This window comes from Streptomyces sp. NPDC060366 (assembly GCF_042725135.1).
GTDB lineage: Bacteria > Actinomycetota > Actinomycetes > Streptomycetales > Streptomycetaceae > Streptomyces.
In genome coordinates, this window is the sequence record NZ_JBHXDC010000028.1 from 1 (window position 1) to 16,531 (window position 16,531).

A 16,531-nucleotide genomic window follows, 5' to 3' on the forward strand; every position below is an offset into this window, starting at 1 on the left:
TCCTCGCCGACGGCCGCCTCGCCGGACACATCGACCACCCCACCGTCGACACCGTCGCCGAACGCCTCGCCCACCTCGGCGACACCATCCACCAGCCGGCCGAGCGGTCCGCCGCCCAGCCCTTCGCCCAGTCCGCCGACAACGCCTACGCAGGGATCTGACCGATGTTCACTCTCGCCATGCGCTCCGTCCGACAGCGCCCCGGGCGCTTCATCGCCACCCTGCTCTCGACGTTCCTCGGCGCGGTGGTCGTGATGACCTTCAACTCGATGCACGACACGGCGTCGGCGCCGGGCATCGACGCACTCAGCAAGGAAACCCTCACCATCGCCGCGAGCGTGGTCGGCGGCTACGGCACCTTCCTCGTCTTCTTCGCCGTGGCCTCCACCCTCACCGTCAACGTCCGCCAGCGCGACGAGGAGATCGCACTGCTCCGCCGCAGCGGGGCGACCCCCGCCCAGATCAAGCGGATGGTCGTGTTCGAGGCCGTCGCGGTGGCGGTCGTCGGGACCGTGCTGGCGTTCGGTCCGGCGATGCTCGGCGGCGAACGGCTGCTCGTCCTCTTCAAGGACACCGACCAGGTCGCCCAGGGTGTGGACTTCAGCTTCGGCCCGATCGCGATGGCATCGGGATTCGCCATCACGATGGTGGCCTCCGTCGGCGCCGCGTTCCTCGCGGTACGCCGGGCGACCAAGGCCGCAGCGGGCGGCGCCAAGCCGCGGGGCCGGGGCAAGAACTTCGCCGGAGTCGCCGCCCTCGTCCTGGGCATCGGCGGGGTCTTCTCCACCTTCGCGCTGGACGAGACGGACGCCGCGCTGATGGCCGGCCCGGTCTACGGCGCGATCCTGCTCGCCGCGGGCTTCGCGATCCTCGCGCCGGCGATCCTGCGCATCCTGCTCGGCGCCCTGGCCCGTCCCATCACCGCGCTCACCGGCGCCAGTGGCTATCTGACAGTGCACAACATGCGGCAGCGCGCCTCGCAGCTCTCCGGCGTGCTCATGCCGCTGATCCTCTTCATCGGCATCGCCTGCGCCACGCTCTACATGCAGGCCATCCAGAGCGACGCGGCCAAGGCGTCCGGCATCGCCCCGACCGGCGAGGACAAGAACGTCGAGACGCTCAACTACGTGGTCGTCGGGATCATCGTGGTCTTCTCCTGCATCATGCTGATCAACAGCCTCTACGCGGCGACCACTTACCGCACCAGGGAGTTCGGCCAGCAGCGCCTCGCCGGCGCCACCTCGGCGCAGATCCTCGGCATGATCGGCCTCGAATCGGTCATCCTGACCGTGACCGGCGTGTTCTTCGCGACGGTGGCGGCGGTCGCCGGAGTCATCCCCTTCAGCATGGTCCGCACCGACACCGCCATCCCGGACCAGGACCTCGGGATCTGGCTGGTCGTGGTCGGGATCGGCGCCGTCGCGACGATCGTCACCAGCGTCGGTACGGCATACCGCGGCCTGCGCACCCCGGCCGTCGAGGCGGTGACCCTGGCCGCCTGACATGACACCGCAGGGCCTGACACCGCACGAGTTGACACCGGAAGCCGCCGAGGGGCAGTCGCACACCGCGACTGCCCCTCCGGGCTTTCCTCTTACGGCCGTTACGGCCGCAGCTCCGGCGGCTCGACCTCCGACTCGGCGTCCGTGGCCGGCTCCGTGCCCGGCCCGGCGTCGGGGTCGTACGCGCACGGCGCGTGGACGCCGCCCTCGAACCGCCCCTGATGGTCCCGCCACTCGAAGACGGCCCGGATGTCGCCACCGTCGTCCGAGGGGCCGCCGCGCGAGGCGCGCAACTCCGGCCCGTACGCGGCTTCCGCGTCGCTCTCGTACGAATCGATGTCCCAGCCCTCGTCCTTGAGATGCCCGCGCAGCCGCTTCAGCGCGGCCGCGGCGTCGGTCTCCGTCACACCGTCCACCGACCAGCGGTGCGACAGGCTGTACGCGCCGTCCACCGGCTCGTCCGCCATGCTCTCCAGTCCGCCGGGGTAACAGAAATCGCTGCTCGCCTCGGACCCGACGGCGGTCTTGAAGCCGAGCACCTCGTACGACTCCTGCGACACGTCCCCGATACGCGTCATCATCGCCTGCGGGTCGACGCGCTCGTACTCCTCCGGCGTCCCGCGCTGCACCGAGTACGTGACCAGGAAGCCGAGTACGAGAAGCACCGGTACGGCGACGAGCACCCCGCAGCCGATCCCGACGCCCCGCAGCGCGCCACCCGCGCCCTTGGCGGTCGGGCCCGGTGAGTCGGTGGAGTCCGTCAAGTCCTTCGCGTCGTTCATACGATCGAAGTTATTCCCGTATCCCCGAATGTGGGCATCCGCTCACCTACTCATCCGGCAGCCGAAATCCCCTGGCCCCGCTCGTATGCTCGGACATATGACGACGAGCGCCACGGCCCCCTCCGCCCCCACCGCCAACGCCATGCGCCGCGCCCTCAAACGAGCCAGGGACGGCGTCGCGCTCGACGCCACGGAGGCCGCCGTCCTGCTCCAGGCCCGCGGGGAGGACCTCAAGGACCTCGCCGCCTCGGCCGCGCGGGTACGCGACGCGGGGCTCGAAGCCGTCGGGCGGCCCGGGATCATCACGTACTCCCGCAAGGTCTTCATCCCGCTCACCCGCCTCTGCCGCGACAAGTGCCACTACTGCACGTTCGTCACCGTCCCCGGCAAACTGCGCCGGGCCGGGCACGGCATGTTCCTGTCGCCCGACGAAGTCCTCGCCATCGCCCGCGAGGGCGCCGAAATGGGCTGCAAGGAAGCGCTGTTCACCCTCGGCGACCGCCCCGAGGACCGCTGGCCCGAGGCGAAGGAGTGGCTGGCGGCCGAGGGGTACGACGACACCCTGGCGTACGTACGGGCCATGGCCATCCGCGTTCTGGAGGAGACCGGCCTCCTCCCGCACCTCAACCCCGGCGTGCTCGGCTGGACCGACTTCCAGCGGCTCAAGCCCGTCGCGCCCAGCATGGGCATGATGCTGGAGACCACCGCCACCCGCCTCTGGTCCGAGCCCGGCGGCCCGCACCACGGCTCGCCGGACAAGGAGCCCGCCGTACGGCTGCGGGTCCTGGAGGACGCGGGCCGCTCCAACGTCCCGTTCACCACCGGCATCCTGATCGGCATCGGCGAGGACTACGAGGAGCGCGCCGACTCCCTCTTCGAGTTGCGCCGCACCGCCCGCGCCTACCACGGCATCCAGGAAGTCATCGTCCAGAACTTCCGAGCCAAGCCCGACACCGCGATGCGCGCCATGCCCGACGCCGAACTGGAGGAGCTGGCCTCGACGATCGCCGTCGCCCGGCACCTCCTCGGCCCGGCGGCCAGGATCCAGGCCCCGCCCAACCTCGTGGACGAGGAGTACGCGCTCCTCATCGGCGCCGGCATCGACGACTGGGGCGGCGTCTCGCCGCTCACCCCCGACCACGTCAACCCCGAGCGCCCCTGGCCGCAGATCGACCAGCTCGCCGAGCGCACCGCCGCCGCCGGCTTCGAGCTGCGCGAACGCCTCACGATCTACCCGGAGTTCATCGCACGCGGCGAACCCTGGCTCGATCCGCGTGTGATGCCGCACGTGCGCGCGCTCGCCGACCCCGTCACCGGCCTCGCCCGCGAGGACGTCAAGCCGGCCGGACTGCCGTGGCAGGAGCCCGACGAGGGCTTCACCGCCACCGGCCGTACCGACCTGCACCGCACCATCGACACCGAGGGCCGCACCGGCGACCGCCGCGACGACTTCGACCACGTGTACGGCGACTGGGACGCGCTGCGCGAGGCCGCCGCGCCCGGCATGGTGCCCGAGCGGATCGACACCGACGTCAAGCAGGCGCTGAAGCAGGCCGCCGCCGACCCGACGAAACTCACCGACGACGAGGCACTCGCGCTGCTGCACGCGGACGGCCCCGCCCTCGACGCGCTGACCCGGATCGCCGACGAACTGCGCCGTGAGGTGGTCGGCGACGACGTCACGTACATCGTCACGCGCAACATCAACTTCACCAACGTCTGCTACACCGGCTGCCGTTTCTGCGCCTTCGCCCAGCGCCGTACGGACGCCGACGCGTACACCCTCTCGCTCGACCAGGTCGCGGACCGCGCCGCGCAGGCGTGGGACGTCGGCGCCGTCGAGGTGTGCATGCAGGGCGGCATCCACCCCGACCTGCCCGGCACGGCGTACTTCGACATCGCGCGCGCCGTCAAGGAACGCGTCCCCAGCATGCACGTGCACGCCTTCTCGCCGATGGAGGTCGTCAACGGCGCGTCGCGCACCGGGATGTCGATCCGCGAATGGCTCACGGCCGCGAAGGAGGCCGGGCTCGACTCGATCCCGGGCACGGCCGCCGAGATCCTGGACGACGAGGTGCGCTGGATCCTCACCAAGGGCAAGCTGCCGACGGCGACGTGGATCGAGGTCGTCGAGACCGCGCACTCGCTGGGCATCCGCTCCAGCTCCACGATGATGTACGGCCATGTGGACCAGCCCCGCCACTGGTTGGGGCACTTCCGCACGCTGGCCGGTATGCAGCGCAAGGCGCTGGAGGCGGGCCGCGAGGGCTTCACCGAATTCGTCACGCTGCCCTTCATCCACACCAACGCGCCCGTCTATCTGGCCGGCATCGCCCGCCCCGGACCGACCACGCGCGACAACCGCGCGGTCATGGCGATGGCCCGGCTGCTCCTCCACCCCTACATCACCAACATCCAGACCAGTTGGGTGAAGCTCGGCACGGAAGGCGCCGCCGAGATGCTGCGCTCCGGCGCGAACGACCTCGGCGGGACGCTGATGGAGGAGACCATCTCCCGGATGGCGGGCTCCAGTTACGGCTCGTACCGCTCGGTCAAGGACCTGATCGCGATCGCCGAGGCCGCGGGCCGGCCGGCCAGGCCGCGGACCACGCTGTACGGCGAGGTCCCCGAGGAGCGCGTACGGGCGGCGGCGGCGTCCGACGGGCACCTGCCGGAGCTGCTGCCGCTGCTGCCCGAGTAGGCCGTGCGGCCGATCGCCGGACGGGCCGTGTACGCGGTCCCGTCCGGCGATTGAGGACGAACCGCCACACCCCGGCGGACCCGGACACGCCCGTGCCGAACCGTCCGTTCCCGTTCGATTACAGTGCTGCGCCAGAGCGCGTTCCACGACTCGGAGGGAGGGACGCGTGAACAGGCCAGCCACCGCCATATGGGGCCGGGCGGAGCAGCAGGACTTCCGCAGCCGCGTCCGCGGGTGCCTTCTCGGGGGAGCCATCGGCGACGCGCTGGGTGCGGGGGTCGACACGCTCACCCTCGACGAGACCCGGACCGCGCACGGCGCCGAGGGCGTCACCGACTTCGCCCCCGCGTACGGCCGGCGTGGCGCGGTCGCCGCCGCGACGCAGCTGACCCTCTTCACGGTCGACGGCCTCATCCGCGCCCAGGTCCGGCGCGACACCGGCGCCTGGCATCCGCCGACCGACGTGCACCGCGCCTATCTGCGGTGGGCCGCCACCCAGAGCGACTGGGGACCCGACGAACGCCGCAAGGACAACGGCTGGCTCGCCCAGGAGGAGTGGCTGTACGCGCGCCGCGATCCTTCCGTGTCCTGTCTGACCGGGCTGGGCGACGAGCTGATGGGCACGCTGGAGAAGCCCAAGAACCCCACCGCGCGCGACGCGGGCGCCGTCGTGCGCTCGGCGCCGTTCGGGCTGCTCGTGGGCTGGGAGCCGCAGTTGGTCTGCCAGCTCGCCGTGGAGTGCGCGGCGCAGACGCACGGCCATCCCACCGCGTATCTGTCGGCCGGGGCCTTCGCCGTGATCGTGCACGGCGTCGCGCGGGGAGACAGCGTCGACGCGGCCGTGCAGCGGGCCCTGGCGCTGCTGACCCAGCGCCCCGGCCACCAGCCGGTCACCGACGCGCTGGGGCAGGCGCTCGGAGCCGTACGGCAGGGCATCCCGACCCCGGGCCGGGTCTCGGTGCTCGCGGAGGGCCGGGCGGCGGAGGACTCGCTCGCGGTGGCCGTGTACTGCGCGCTGGTGGGCGAGGACGTACGCCACGGCCTGCGGCTGGCCGTCAACCACGACGGGCCCTCCTCGGCGACGGGGGCGCTCTGCGGGGCGCTGCTGGGCGCGATGCACGGGGAGACGGCACTGCCGCCCGCGTGGCTGGCGGAGCTGGAGGGCCGCGCGACGCTGCTGGAGATCGCGGACGACTTCGCGATGGAGATGACCCAAGGCCCGGCCCTGCACGGCCCGTCGATCACATCCTCGGGCTGGCTGACGAGGTATCCCCGGGGCTGAGGGGGTGCCTTGAGGCGGACCCCACTCGTGGTTGCCGTCCGTCCTCAATCGCCGGACGGGCTGAATGTGCACCCGCCCGGGCGCACATCCAGCCGGTCCGGCCTACATCTATCCCGCCGGGCGGGCATTCACCCCGCCCGGCGGGCATCTCCAGCCGGTCCGGCGCATCACAGCTCGCCCGGGCCACATCAAGCCCGTCCGGCGATTGAGGACACCACCCCCGGCCCGGCGCACATCCACCCCGCCCGGCGTTTGAGGACGAACCCCCGCCGGGCCGGGCGCGCATCAAGCCCGTCCGGCGATTGAGGACACAACCGGCCACCGGCCGGGCCCGGTTGGGCGGGTCCGGGCCCGGCAACAGGACGAGGCGCGGGCCCGTCAGCCGGAAGCGCCCTCGCGGCCGAGCTGCTTCGCGTCACCCGCCTCCGCCGGCCCCGGCACCACACCGCGCGCGCCCGAACCGTCGTCGTCGTTGTTGATCTTCTCCAGCACCGCGTCACGCTCCGGCGTGTCCTCCGGCTTGATGAAGCCGATCACGACGTAGAGGACCAGCGAGACGGCGAGCGGGATCGACACCTGGTACTGGAGCGGCACCCCGCCGTCCACGTTCCAGCTGATCGGGTAGTTGACCAGCCAGAAGGTGACCAGTCCGACGGCCCAGCTGATCAGCGCGGCCGTGGGACCGCTCCTGCGGAACCACGGCAGCAGACCCAGCATCAGCGGGATCGCGATCGGCCCCATGAGCCCGGCGACCCACTTGATGACGACCGTGATGATGTCGCCGAAGAAGGGCGAGTTGACCTGCGTCGCGATGGCCATCGACAGGCCGAGGAACAGCAGCGTCGTCCAGCGGGCGGCCAGCAGCCCGGCCCGCGTGTCCCACTCCCGTACGCGGCGCGACACCGCGGGCATGATGTCGCGGGTCACGACCGCCGCGATGGCGTTCGCGTCCGACGAGCACATGGCCATCGTGTGCGAGAAGAATCCGACGATGACCAGGCCCAGCAGGCCGTGCGGCAGGAGCTGTTCGGCCATCAGGGCGTAACTGTCGGCCGGCACGTCCGTGTCGATGAGGACCGGCGCGACCCACATCGGGAAGAACAGCACCAGCGGCCAGACCAGCCACAGCACGGCGGACAGGGCCGCGGAGCGCGTCGCGGACTTCGCGGAGTCGGTCGCCATGTAGCGCTGCGCCTGGTTCCACATGCCGCCGTTGTACTCGAAGGTCTTGATGAACAGATACGCGATCAGGAAGACCATCATGTACGGCCCGGCCAACGGCTCGGTGTGGCCCTGGAGTTCGGGCTCGTCCCAGACGTTCCACAGACTGCTGAAGCCGCCCAGCTCCGCCAGGACGGCGATGAGCATCGCGATGCCGGCGACGAACTGGATGATGAACTGACCCAGTTCGGTCAGGGCGTCCGCCCACAGTCCGCCCACGGTGCAGTAGATCGCGGTGACCGCGCCCGTGATCAGGATGCCCATGTTGAGCGAGACACCGGTGAAGACGGACAACAGGGTCGCGATGGCGGCCCACTTGGCGCCGACGTCCACGATCTTCAGCAGCACGCCCGACCAGGCGAGCGCCTGCTGGGTGGGCAGGTTGTAGCGGTTCTTCAGATACTCCAGCGGCGACGACACCCGCAGCCGCGAGCGCACCCGGTTGAGCCGGGGCGCGAAGAGCTTGGCCCCGATCGCGATACCGATGGCGATGGGGAACGACCAGGTCACGTACGACGTGACGCCGTAGGTGTACGCGATGGCCGCGTAGCCGGTGAACATCACCGCGCTGTAGCCGGACATGTGGTGCGAGATGCCCGACAGCCACCACGGCATCTTGCCGCCGGCCGTGAAGTAGTCGTGGACGTCGCCCACGCGCTTGTGGGACCAGACGCCGATCGCGACCATCACACCGAAGTATCCGATGAGCACGGTCCAGTCGAGACTGTTCATGTGCCCCCTCCAGGGGTCCGCCTTGTGAACGTGGGGGTGCACTTCGTCAGTACAACGTCCGGTCAGCGGCCCCCGTGCGGGAGCGGGGACTTCGGGGATTGAACCGCTAGTCGCGGCAGCGGGTCAAGGGTTTCTGCGGTCATAGGTGTGAACGCGAATCAGAAAGCCGAACCATTTTGCTTGTTCTTGACCTCGCGAGGCGTTGTCGTGAACGCGACGGGAACCACACGATGGGCGGGCACTTCGTCAGACTCCGGCCGTCCATGGAGAGGGCCGCGCGGGATGCGGGTTCCGCGCGGACCGGAAGAGGGGACCGATCGAGAGACCGAGCGGTGAGCCGCTTCCGCGCCGGAAAAGGTGAAAGCCCCCTCGGCCGGGACGGCGACCAGTCGAGAGGGCTGGGGCCCGGTGGGCGTACGCGTACCGCTCACCGAGGTGTTTCAGATGGTCGTGGCCGACGTCCCTGCGGAGTCGGTCACGAAGGTCTCCCAGGCTTTCGGGGCGAAACTGAGGACGGGACCGCCGAGATTCTTCGAATCTCGGACGGAGACCGCTGTCGCGGGATGCGCGCGTACTTCTACGCAGTCCCCGTTCGCCGAGTAGGTGGACTTCGTCCACTGGGTCAAAGAGGCTCGCTTATTAACCATGATCGCTCCGGTGGGTCGTGCCAGACTGACACAAGTCGATTTACCAGCGCGCCGCATTGCGCTCTGACTTGATCGACGCTACGCGGTGAAATCATTGGTTTCATTCAGCGTTCACTCAACCGAGTGGCAATTACCGAAGCGGCTTACCTCTTTGACCCTTACGAGTGTACGATGCGCGCTTCTTGACCTGATGATCCGTCAAGTCGCCACCAAATCACCGTCAACTCACGGTCAAGCCGCCGTCAACTCTTCGCGTAGTCGGCGGCGATCCTGTCGATGAACTCCCTCGACTGTTCGGCGCTGAGGGCCTTGGCCCGGAGATGCTCGTACATGACGGTGTAGCTCTGTACGTCATTCGCCTTCTCCAGGTACAGGTCGCTCGTCACTCCTTCCAAGTAGACGACGGTGGCATCCGCCGCTTCCTGGAATTCGAGGATCGCGAACTTGCCGTACATACCCGGATGAGCGCCCACATCGTAGGGAACCACCTGAAGTGTCACATGGGGTTGGGCACTCAATTGCGCGAGGTGCCCCAATTGGGCGGCCATGATCTGGGGGCTGCCCACCACACGCCGCAACAGCGCCTCGTCGATGACCGCCCAGAAGCGCAGCGGGTCGTGGGGGTCCGTCAGCCGGTCCTGGCGCTTGAGCCGGATCTGGATCCGCTTCTCGATGTCGCCGGGTGTCTCCTCCGGCCACATGCCCTCGATGACCGCCTGGGCGTACTCACGCGTCTGGAGCAGACCGGGGACGATGAGTGACTCGTACACGCGCAGCGAGGCCGCGTCCGTCTCCAGACCGATGTAGACGCTGTACGGGATATCGCCGAATGCGTGCCACCAGCCCTGCTGGCGCGAGTCCTTGGCCATTTGCATCAGCGACTCGACAATGCGGTTGTCCTCGACCTCGTACACACCGCACAGGTCGCGGACATCGCGCTGACTGATGGAACGGCGACCGTTCTCAAGACGGCTGATCTTCGACTGGGAGACCAACAGGCGCTCCGCCACCTCCTCCGCCGTCATGCCTTTGACCTCGCGGAGCCGGCGCAACTCCTGGCCCAATCGGCGTCGCCTGACGGTGGGATTGACGTTGGACGCCACGGAAACGGCACCTCCTGCTGAGTAACTGCGTAGCGCTGTGTGTCTACGTCTCAGCAGACTGCCACCGATGGGCCCGACCGCGCTGGAAAACGGCGACAGAGGGGAATGCGCGGGTGGTAAGTGGACACACCGTGGCCAGGTCCGGTATTCGGGCGCCGCCCGGTGCCGCGGGACGCGCGACGCGCGGGACAGCCTGTCGTACGGCTGGCCCCGCGCGTCTCTTGCGGCTCCCGAACCGGGTCTCTGGGGACGTCGGCGCGGCGGTTTCCGGTACCGCGTGCGGTCCTGTCGGTGCGTGTTCGTGCTCTTTCAGGTGCGGCTCTCTCGTGTCGTGCGTGTGGAGCGTGTGGTGCCTTCAGTGCGCCGCGACGCGGGCCATGCTCCCGCGGTGCGGTTGCATCGGTACGGCCGGAGGCCGGCCTCCCGGTGCGGGATTACGGCGCGGCTGAGCGGCCGCACCGTTCTGGACGTCCATCACGGCATGCGCCACGAGACCGCCCATCGGGTCGTGTCTGATCAGATCCCGGAGCCGGGAGCGCGACGAGCGCCCCTCGTTACCGGGGTACAGGTGCTTGCCCAGACCGACCGCGTGGGCCAGTGCGGCGAGCGCCGCGGTCCGCGGGTCCGGCGGTACGCCGGTGCGGATCGCACTGTCCAGCCGTGACCTGATGTCGCGGCTGATCGCCGTCTCCGTCGCCTGGTAGCGAGTCGTCGGCAGCACTCCGCACATCTGGCCCGCCACGGCATGAACCATGCCGCACCGCTCCAGATGCGAGAGGTAAATCTGACGGAGCCCCAGTCGGGGTCCGCCGATCCAGTGAACTGCGCGAACCGGGCTGCCGCGTCTGCGCAACAGCTCCAGTGCGGAGTCCAATGTCGGATCTCCGGTCGGCCGTGGCATCACCACGGCGATACGATCCCCGTCAGGGGCTATCCGTCCTGCCAGAGCCAGCTCTACTAGCTGTGCTCCGGCCAGGCCGAGGTCGAGCGACTGCGGCTGCGCTGTGGTACCCGTGGCCGGGTCCAGAGCGAGCAACAGAAGCTCCTCCGGAATTGTTCTGCGGCTCCTGCCCATCCATGCCTCCCCGCGTGGATGAATGACAGGGTGACCCCTCTCACATTGGTCTGTCGAGGGTGCCTGGTCGCTTTGTGCGGGAACCGTTATGTATGTCGTTCTCGTCTTGCACTTGGGCTGTGGTTTCACACAGGACACTGATAATCGGTTCGGAGAGTGCGGCGTAGCGCGCGAAACGCGTCGCACACGCATGAGGAGGCACGGTGGCGGGCGAGTCCCCCGACAAGTCGGAGCAGCGGAAGTCGTCGGGGGAGGCGACTCACGAACAGGACCCGAGGTTCGCGGTCTTCCGAGAGTCGGCCGCCGTCGACGGGCCCGATGCGACGAAGGACGCGACCCCGGGCGCCGACGGTTCCCCGGAGGCCGCTGTCGACCACTCGACGGCCGTATTCACGGTCCGGGGGGCCGGGGGAGCCTCTGGGGCTCCTGAGGCCGCTGAGGCGCCTGTGGCGGCCGCGAAGGGGTCTTCGGCGGGAGCGGCGGAGCCCGTACGCCCTGCGGCCTCGCCCGAACCGGAATCCCGGACCGAGCCGGAGTCCGAGCCTGAGCGTGGGTCAGGAGTGACCTCGACGGAGCCGTCCGAACCGGTCGCCTCCAGCACGGATGCAGACGTTGCTCCGGCAAAGTCGGATACCGCGCCTGCCGGGTCCGGGCCGGGCAGCTCGGATGCGGACGTCGCCTCGGCGGAGCCGGTGGACGAGTCCGAGAGCGGGTCGGGAGTGACCGCCACGTCGCTGTCCGAGTTGCGATCCAACGCCGGCGCCTCCGATGCGGAGGCGGACGTCGCCGCGGCGAAGCCGGAAGCCACCTCCGAGCGCAGGACCGATGACGCGCCCGCCGGTTCGGCGGATGAGTCCGAGGGTGGGTCGGGAGTGACCACTACGACGTCGTCCGCGTCTGGGCCCGCCGCTGGGCCCGCCCGGCCGGTGGGCGGCCAGGCTGCCTCCGACGCGGAGGCGGACGTCGCCCCGGCGAAGCCGGAAACTGCTTCCGTGCGGAGGGGGGATGACGCGCCCGAGGGCGGGTCCGCCCGCCCGGTGGCGAAGCCGGAAGGCGGGCCGGAGGCCGCGCTCGCCGAGTCCGGGTCGACGGCCGGGACGAAGCCCGACGCTGTGCCCGCCCGGCTGGCAGGCGGCGAGGCCGCCGCTGGTACTGAGGCCGAAGGCACCCCGGCAAAGCCCGACGCCGCGCCTGCCGCGTCGGCAGCAGGGACCGGTTCTGCCCGTCCGGCGGACGTGTCTCCGGCGAAGCCGGAAAACAGGCCGGAGGCCGCTTCCGAGTCGGCGGCCGGGGCGAAGCCCGACGGCGTGGCCGCCCGGCCGGCAGGCGGCCAGGCCGCCGCTGGTGCGGAGGCCGAAGGCACCCCGGCGAAGCCCGACGCCGTGCCTGCCGCGTCGGCAGCAGGGACCGGTTCTGCCCGTCCGGCGGACGTGGCTTCGGCGAAACCGGAAGGCGGGCCGGAGGCCGCTCCCACCGCTTCCGAATCGGCAGCCGAGTCCGGCGCTGCCCGCCCGGGGGGCGACCAGGCAGGCTCCGACTCAGAGGCGGACGTTGCTCCGGCGAAGGCGGAAACCGGGTTCGGGCGGAAGCCCGGCGCCGCGGCCGGCGCGACGAAGACCGGCGGGTCGGGAGTGAACTTCAGGCGGTCGGCCGAGTCGCGGTCCGAGACCGCATCCACTGGGCCGGAGGGCGCTCCTGCCGCGGCGAAGCCCGGCACGGCGCCGTCCGCGTCGCGGTCCGACGCCGCGCCCGCCCGGACCGACTCCGGGCGGCAGTCCGGTGGACACGGCGCCGCCGCAGGTGCGGAGCCGGAAACCACGCCGGAGGCCGGTGTCGATCGGAAGACCGCCGTCTTCAAGGCGCTCAAGCGGCCCGGCGTCGATCAGCCCACCGCCATGCTCAAGCTCCCGCCGCAGCCCCCGGCGCCCGCGCCGGAGTTGCCCGCCGAGCGGACCAGCAAGTTCGTACCCCTCCGGTCGGACCAGGCGCAGCCCGCCGCGCCCGCGCCCGCCGCCGGCAGCGCCACCGGCGTCGCCGAGGCCGAGCGGACCCGGCAGCAGCCCATGCCGCCGCTGCCGCCGCTCGATCTGCTCGCCGAGCTGACGAACAAGCCCGCGCCGCCCGAGACCCCCACCCGTACGGTCGTCAGGCGGGTCAAGATCTGGACGCCGCTGCTCGTACTCGTACTGATCATCTTTGCGGTCGTACAGGCCGTGCGTCCGCTCCCGGCGCCCTCGTTGAACCTGACGGCGAAGTCGACGTACACCTTCGAGGGCGACAAGCCCGCCCTGCCCTGGCCCGGCGAGGGCCAGGGCTTCATGGCGGCGACCGGCCTCGGCACCGTCGACTCGTTCGGTGAGCAGAAGGCCGTACCGATCGGCAGCGTCGCCAAGGCGATGACGGCCTACGTCGTCCTCAAGGACAAGCCGCTGGCCAAGGGCGCCGAGGGCCCGTCGATCACGGTCGACGCCAAGGCCGAGGAGGACGGCGGGCTCGACGCGCAGGGCGAGTCGACGCTCAACACCGTGAAGGAGGGCGACAAGCTCACCCAGCACGACGCGCTGGCCGCCCTCATGATCCCGTCGGCGAACAACATCGCGCGTCTCCTGGCCCGTTGGAACGCGGACGGCTCCGAGGAGGCGTTCGTCAAGAAGATGAACGACACGGCCGAAGAGCTCGGCATGAAGAACACCACGTACACCGACCCGTCCGGGCTCGACGCGACGACGGTCAGCTCCGCCGAGGACCAGGTGAAGCTCGGCCAGAAGCTGGTCGAGATCGAGGCGCTGATGGACATCACCAAGCTGCCCGAGTGGAAGGACCCGTCGGGCAAGACCTGGCGGAACTACAACACCCTCGTCCCGTACGACGGCGCGCTCGGCATCAAGACCGGCTCCACCACCAAGGCGGGCGGCAATCTCCTCTTCGCCGCGCACAAGACGGTCGGCGACACCGACCAGTTGATCGTCGGCGCCGTCCTCGGCCAGCACAGGGCGCCGATCATCGACACCGTCAACGCGGTGAGCAAGGACGTCATGCTCGCGACGCAGGACGAGTTGGAGGGCGCGACGATCGTGAAGAAGGGTCAGGTCGTCGGCGAGTTCGACAACGGCATGGGGACGACGGCGCCGGTCGTCGCCACCGAGGACGTGAAGGCGGTCGGCTGGTCGGGCCTCACCGTCAAGCTCGAACTGTCCGACGAGGGCAAGAAACTGCCGCAGTCGGCAGCCGCCGGGACCCACGTCGGCCTGCTCACCGTGGGTGAGGGCAAGAGCCGGGTGGAGGTCGCCGTCGCGCTCCAGGGCGACCTGGCCGAGCCCACGTTCGGCGACAAGCTGACGCGGGTCGGCTGAGCCGGCCGGTCGATCCTGTTCGCCCGACTAGCACGGGAGGGCGCCGGAAACGGCGTCCTCCCCGACCCCGGCCGCGTGCTAGCGTCCGAGATCCGTCAGCGATCAGGGCAGCCAGGCAACTCAGGACGCGGGGACGGCGTCCTTACTTCCTCCAGGGCCGGACGGACCTCGGGAGGGCCGGCACACCGGGCTGACGGTGAGACGGGGAGAGTCGCAGTGACCACCGCTGAGCCGAAGCGAGCCGACGGCAGCATCACCGAGCCCGCCAAAACGGAGGGAAAAACAGCAGGCACCGCAGGCACCGCGGAGACCACCGGGAACGCCGGGACCTCCGAGCCCCCCGAGCCCGCCAAGGACCTGCGCAGCCGCGTGTTGCGTCACCCCGTCCTGCTCACCGGCACGGTCGCCGGGATCGTCCACCTCTTCTGGTTCTTCTTCATCGCGAACAGCGGTGGCGACATCGCCGCACAGGACGCCTGGGCCGAGTTCGTCGGCCGCCACCCGGACTCCGCGTACAACCTCGCCTGGTACGGCGGGATGCACCCCGTCTCGTACAGCGTCGTCTCGCCGTATCTGATGTCGGTGCTCGGCGTCCGGACGACGATGATGATCGTCGGGACCGTCTCGGCCGCCCTGACCTCGCTGATCCTCTACCGCGTCAAGGCCGTCCGGAATCCGCTGGCGTGCTCGTTCGCCGGGGTCTTCGCCTTCCTCTGCAACGCGCTCTCCGGCCGCGTGACGTTCGGCCTCGGCACGATGTTCGCGCTCGGCGCCGTCGCCGCCGTCTTCTGCTGGCCGCACCGCTGGCGCTACAAGCGCTGGGCCAAGGCCGTGGTCGCCGCGCCGCTCGCCGGGCTGGCGACCGCCGCGAGCCCGGTGGCGGGGCTGTTCCTCGGGGTCGTCGCCGCCGCGCTCTTCCTCAACAAGCGGCGGCCGGGGGCGTACGCGGTCGGGCTCGCCCCGGTCGCCGTCGTCGCGCTCTCCGCCTGGCTGTTCCCGTTCTCCGGCACCCAGCCGATGTCGCTCGGGACCGCGTCGCTGCCCTTCATCTTCGCCGTCGTCGCCTTCTTCCTCGTGCCGCGCGACTGGCACACGGTCCGCACCGCCGCCGCCGTCTACGGCATCGGCGTCCTGCTGACCTGGGGGATCGACTCACAGATCGGCTCCAACGTCTCGCGGCTCGCGATGATCGTCGGCGGTGTGGTGCTGCTCGCCGCGCTGCCGTACGCGGCGCCGCGCTCACGCAAGTGGTACGCGCTCGTCCTGGCCTTCGTCGCGTTCAACTTCTGGATCGGGTTCAAGGGCGTCGACGACATCATCCGCACCGCCCCCACCGCGTCCTGGACCCGTGAACTGGCGCCGCTGGTGAACGAGTTGCAGGAGGTCGGCGCCGAGCGCGGCCGGGTGGAGGTCGTCCCGGCCAGCAGCCACCGCGAGGCGTCGGCGCTCGCGCCGTACGTCAACCTGGCCCGCGGCTGGAACCGGCAGGCCGACATGGAGCGCAACCCGCTCTTCTACGACGACAGCCTCACCGACGACAGCTACCGCGCCTGGCTCGACCGCTGGGCCGTCGCCTACGTGGTGCTGCCCAAGGGCAGGCCGGACAACGGCGCGGGCCTGGAGGCGGAGCTCGTCCAGCGCGGCCTGCCCTATCTGAACCATCTGTGGGGCGACGCCAACTGGCAGCTCTACGAGGTCCAGGACCCGATGCCGCTGGCCGACCCGCCGGCCGTGGTGCAGCGGGCGTCGGCCGACGAGCTGACGATAGAGGTGAAGACCGCCGGGAAGGTGCTGATCCGTATCCCGTACTCGCGCTGGCTCGCCGTCGTCGACGAGAAGGGCGAGAGCCTGGACCGCCCGGAGGAGACGGTCGCGTCCAAGGCGGACGAGGACGGTCCCAAGAAGTTCACCAACCCGAACGGCTGTGTGTTCCGGGCGGAGAAGAACACCGACGGCGACGAGTGGACGGAGCTGCTGGCCCCGCGCCCGGGGACGTACCGCATCGCGGCCCCGTACCAGCTGCGTCCGGGCACGCCGTGCCCGGAGGAACTGCGCGACGAGGGCTGACGATCGCGGATGAGCGCGGATGAGCGCTGAAGAGGGCCGCCCCGCTCCTGGCCGGGCGGCCCTCGT

General features: G+C 70.4%; 10 protein-coding genes. 5 read left to right on the forward strand and 5 right to left on the reverse strand.

Going from position 1 to position 16,531, the window contains the following annotated elements; all coding sequences use genetic code 11:
- Positions 1-164: 164 nt before the first annotated feature.
- Entirely contained in the window at positions 165-1,502 is a 1,338-nt protein-coding gene (locus ACFWHU_RS35980; RefSeq protein WP_385804257.1) for an FtsX-like permease family protein, read from the forward strand.
- 101 nt (positions 1,503-1,603) lie between these two features.
- Here ACFWHU_RS35980 and ACFWHU_RS35985 read toward each other — a convergent pair whose 3' ends face one another.
- Positions 1,604-2,284: a hypothetical protein gene (locus ACFWHU_RS35985; RefSeq protein ID WP_387230329.1), complete on the reverse strand. Its 681-nt coding sequence runs from the start codon at positions 2,282-2,284 to the stop codon at positions 1,604-1,606.
- Positions 2,285-2,381: 97 nt separating this feature from the next.
- On the opposite strand from ACFWHU_RS35985, the gene ACFWHU_RS35990 reads away from it, so the two are divergent.
- Both ACFWHU_RS35990 and ACFWHU_RS35995 read left to right on the forward strand, forming a co-directional pair.
- The gene (locus ACFWHU_RS35990) at positions 2,382-4,985 is read left to right on the forward strand and encodes a bifunctional FO biosynthesis protein CofGH (protein ID WP_387230331.1); all 2,604 of its coding nucleotides are present in this window, start codon (positions 2,382-2,384) and stop codon (positions 4,983-4,985) included.
- 166 nt (positions 4,986-5,151) lie between these two features.
- Entirely contained in the window at positions 5,152-6,267 is a 1,116-nt protein-coding gene (locus tag ACFWHU_RS35995; protein ID WP_385804262.1) for an ADP-ribosylglycohydrolase family protein, read from the forward strand.
- Positions 6,268-6,645: 378 nt separating this feature from the next.
- Here the strand turns inward: ACFWHU_RS35995 and ACFWHU_RS36000 are convergent, their stop codons facing one another.
- The 4 genes from ACFWHU_RS36000 to ACFWHU_RS36015 form a co-directional block, all read right to left on the reverse strand.
- A complete protein-coding gene (locus ACFWHU_RS36000; protein WP_387230333.1) occupies positions 6,646-8,220 on the reverse strand; it encodes a sodium:solute symporter family protein in 1,575 nt (524 codons plus the stop codon).
- A gap of 440 nt (positions 8,221-8,660) precedes the next feature.
- Positions 8,661-8,924, reverse strand: a complete 264-nt coding sequence (locus ACFWHU_RS36005; RefSeq protein WP_385804265.1) for a DUF397 domain-containing protein — start codon at positions 8,922-8,924, stop codon at positions 8,661-8,663.
- 185 nt (positions 8,925-9,109) lie between these two features.
- Positions 9,110-9,970, reverse strand: coding sequence for a helix-turn-helix domain-containing protein (locus ACFWHU_RS36010; protein ID WP_385804267.1), 861 nt, complete (start codon positions 9,968-9,970; stop codon positions 9,110-9,112).
- A gap of 355 nt (positions 9,971-10,325) precedes the next feature.
- A complete protein-coding gene (locus ACFWHU_RS36015; protein ID WP_078076704.1) occupies positions 10,326-11,045 on the reverse strand; it encodes a GPP34 family phosphoprotein in 720 nt (239 codons plus the stop codon).
- A gap of 1,631 nt (positions 11,046-12,676) precedes the next feature.
- Here ACFWHU_RS36015 and ACFWHU_RS36020 point away from each other — a divergent pair.
- Together ACFWHU_RS36020 and ACFWHU_RS36025 are read left to right on the forward strand one after the other, a co-directional pair.
- The gene (locus ACFWHU_RS36020) at positions 12,677-14,398 is read left to right on the forward strand and encodes a D-alanyl-D-alanine carboxypeptidase family protein (RefSeq protein WP_387230336.1); all 1,722 of its coding nucleotides are present in this window, start codon (positions 12,677-12,679) and stop codon (positions 14,396-14,398) included.
- Between the two features lie 216 nt (positions 14,399-14,614).
- A complete protein-coding gene (locus tag ACFWHU_RS36025; protein ID WP_387230338.1) occupies positions 14,615-16,465 on the forward strand; it encodes an MFS transporter in 1,851 nt (616 codons plus the stop codon).
- Positions 16,466-16,531: the final 66 nt, after the last annotated feature.

Excerpts from the sequence above, each read along its gene's own strand:
- ACFWHU_RS35980 (WP_385804257.1), top strand. The coding sequence starts at position 165 with ATGTTCACTCTCGCCATGCGCTCCGTCCGACAGCGCCCCGGGCGCTTC.
- ACFWHU_RS35985 (WP_387230329.1), bottom strand. The coding sequence starts at position 2,284 with ATGAACGACGCGAAGGACTTGACGGACTCCACCGACTCACCGGGCCCG.
- ACFWHU_RS35990 (WP_387230331.1), top strand. The coding sequence starts at position 2,382 with ATGACGACGAGCGCCACGGCCCCCTCCGCCCCCACCGCCAACGCCATG.
- ACFWHU_RS36000 (WP_387230333.1), bottom strand. The coding sequence starts at position 8,220 with ATGAACAGTCTCGACTGGACCGTGCTCATCGGATACTTCGGTGTGATG.
- ACFWHU_RS36005 (WP_385804265.1), bottom strand. The coding sequence starts at position 8,924 with ATGCGGCGCGCTGGTAAATCGACTTGTGTCAGTCTGGCACGACCCACC.
- ACFWHU_RS36015 (WP_078076704.1), bottom strand. The coding sequence starts at position 11,045 with ATGGGCAGGAGCCGCAGAACAATTCCGGAGGAGCTTCTGTTGCTCGCT.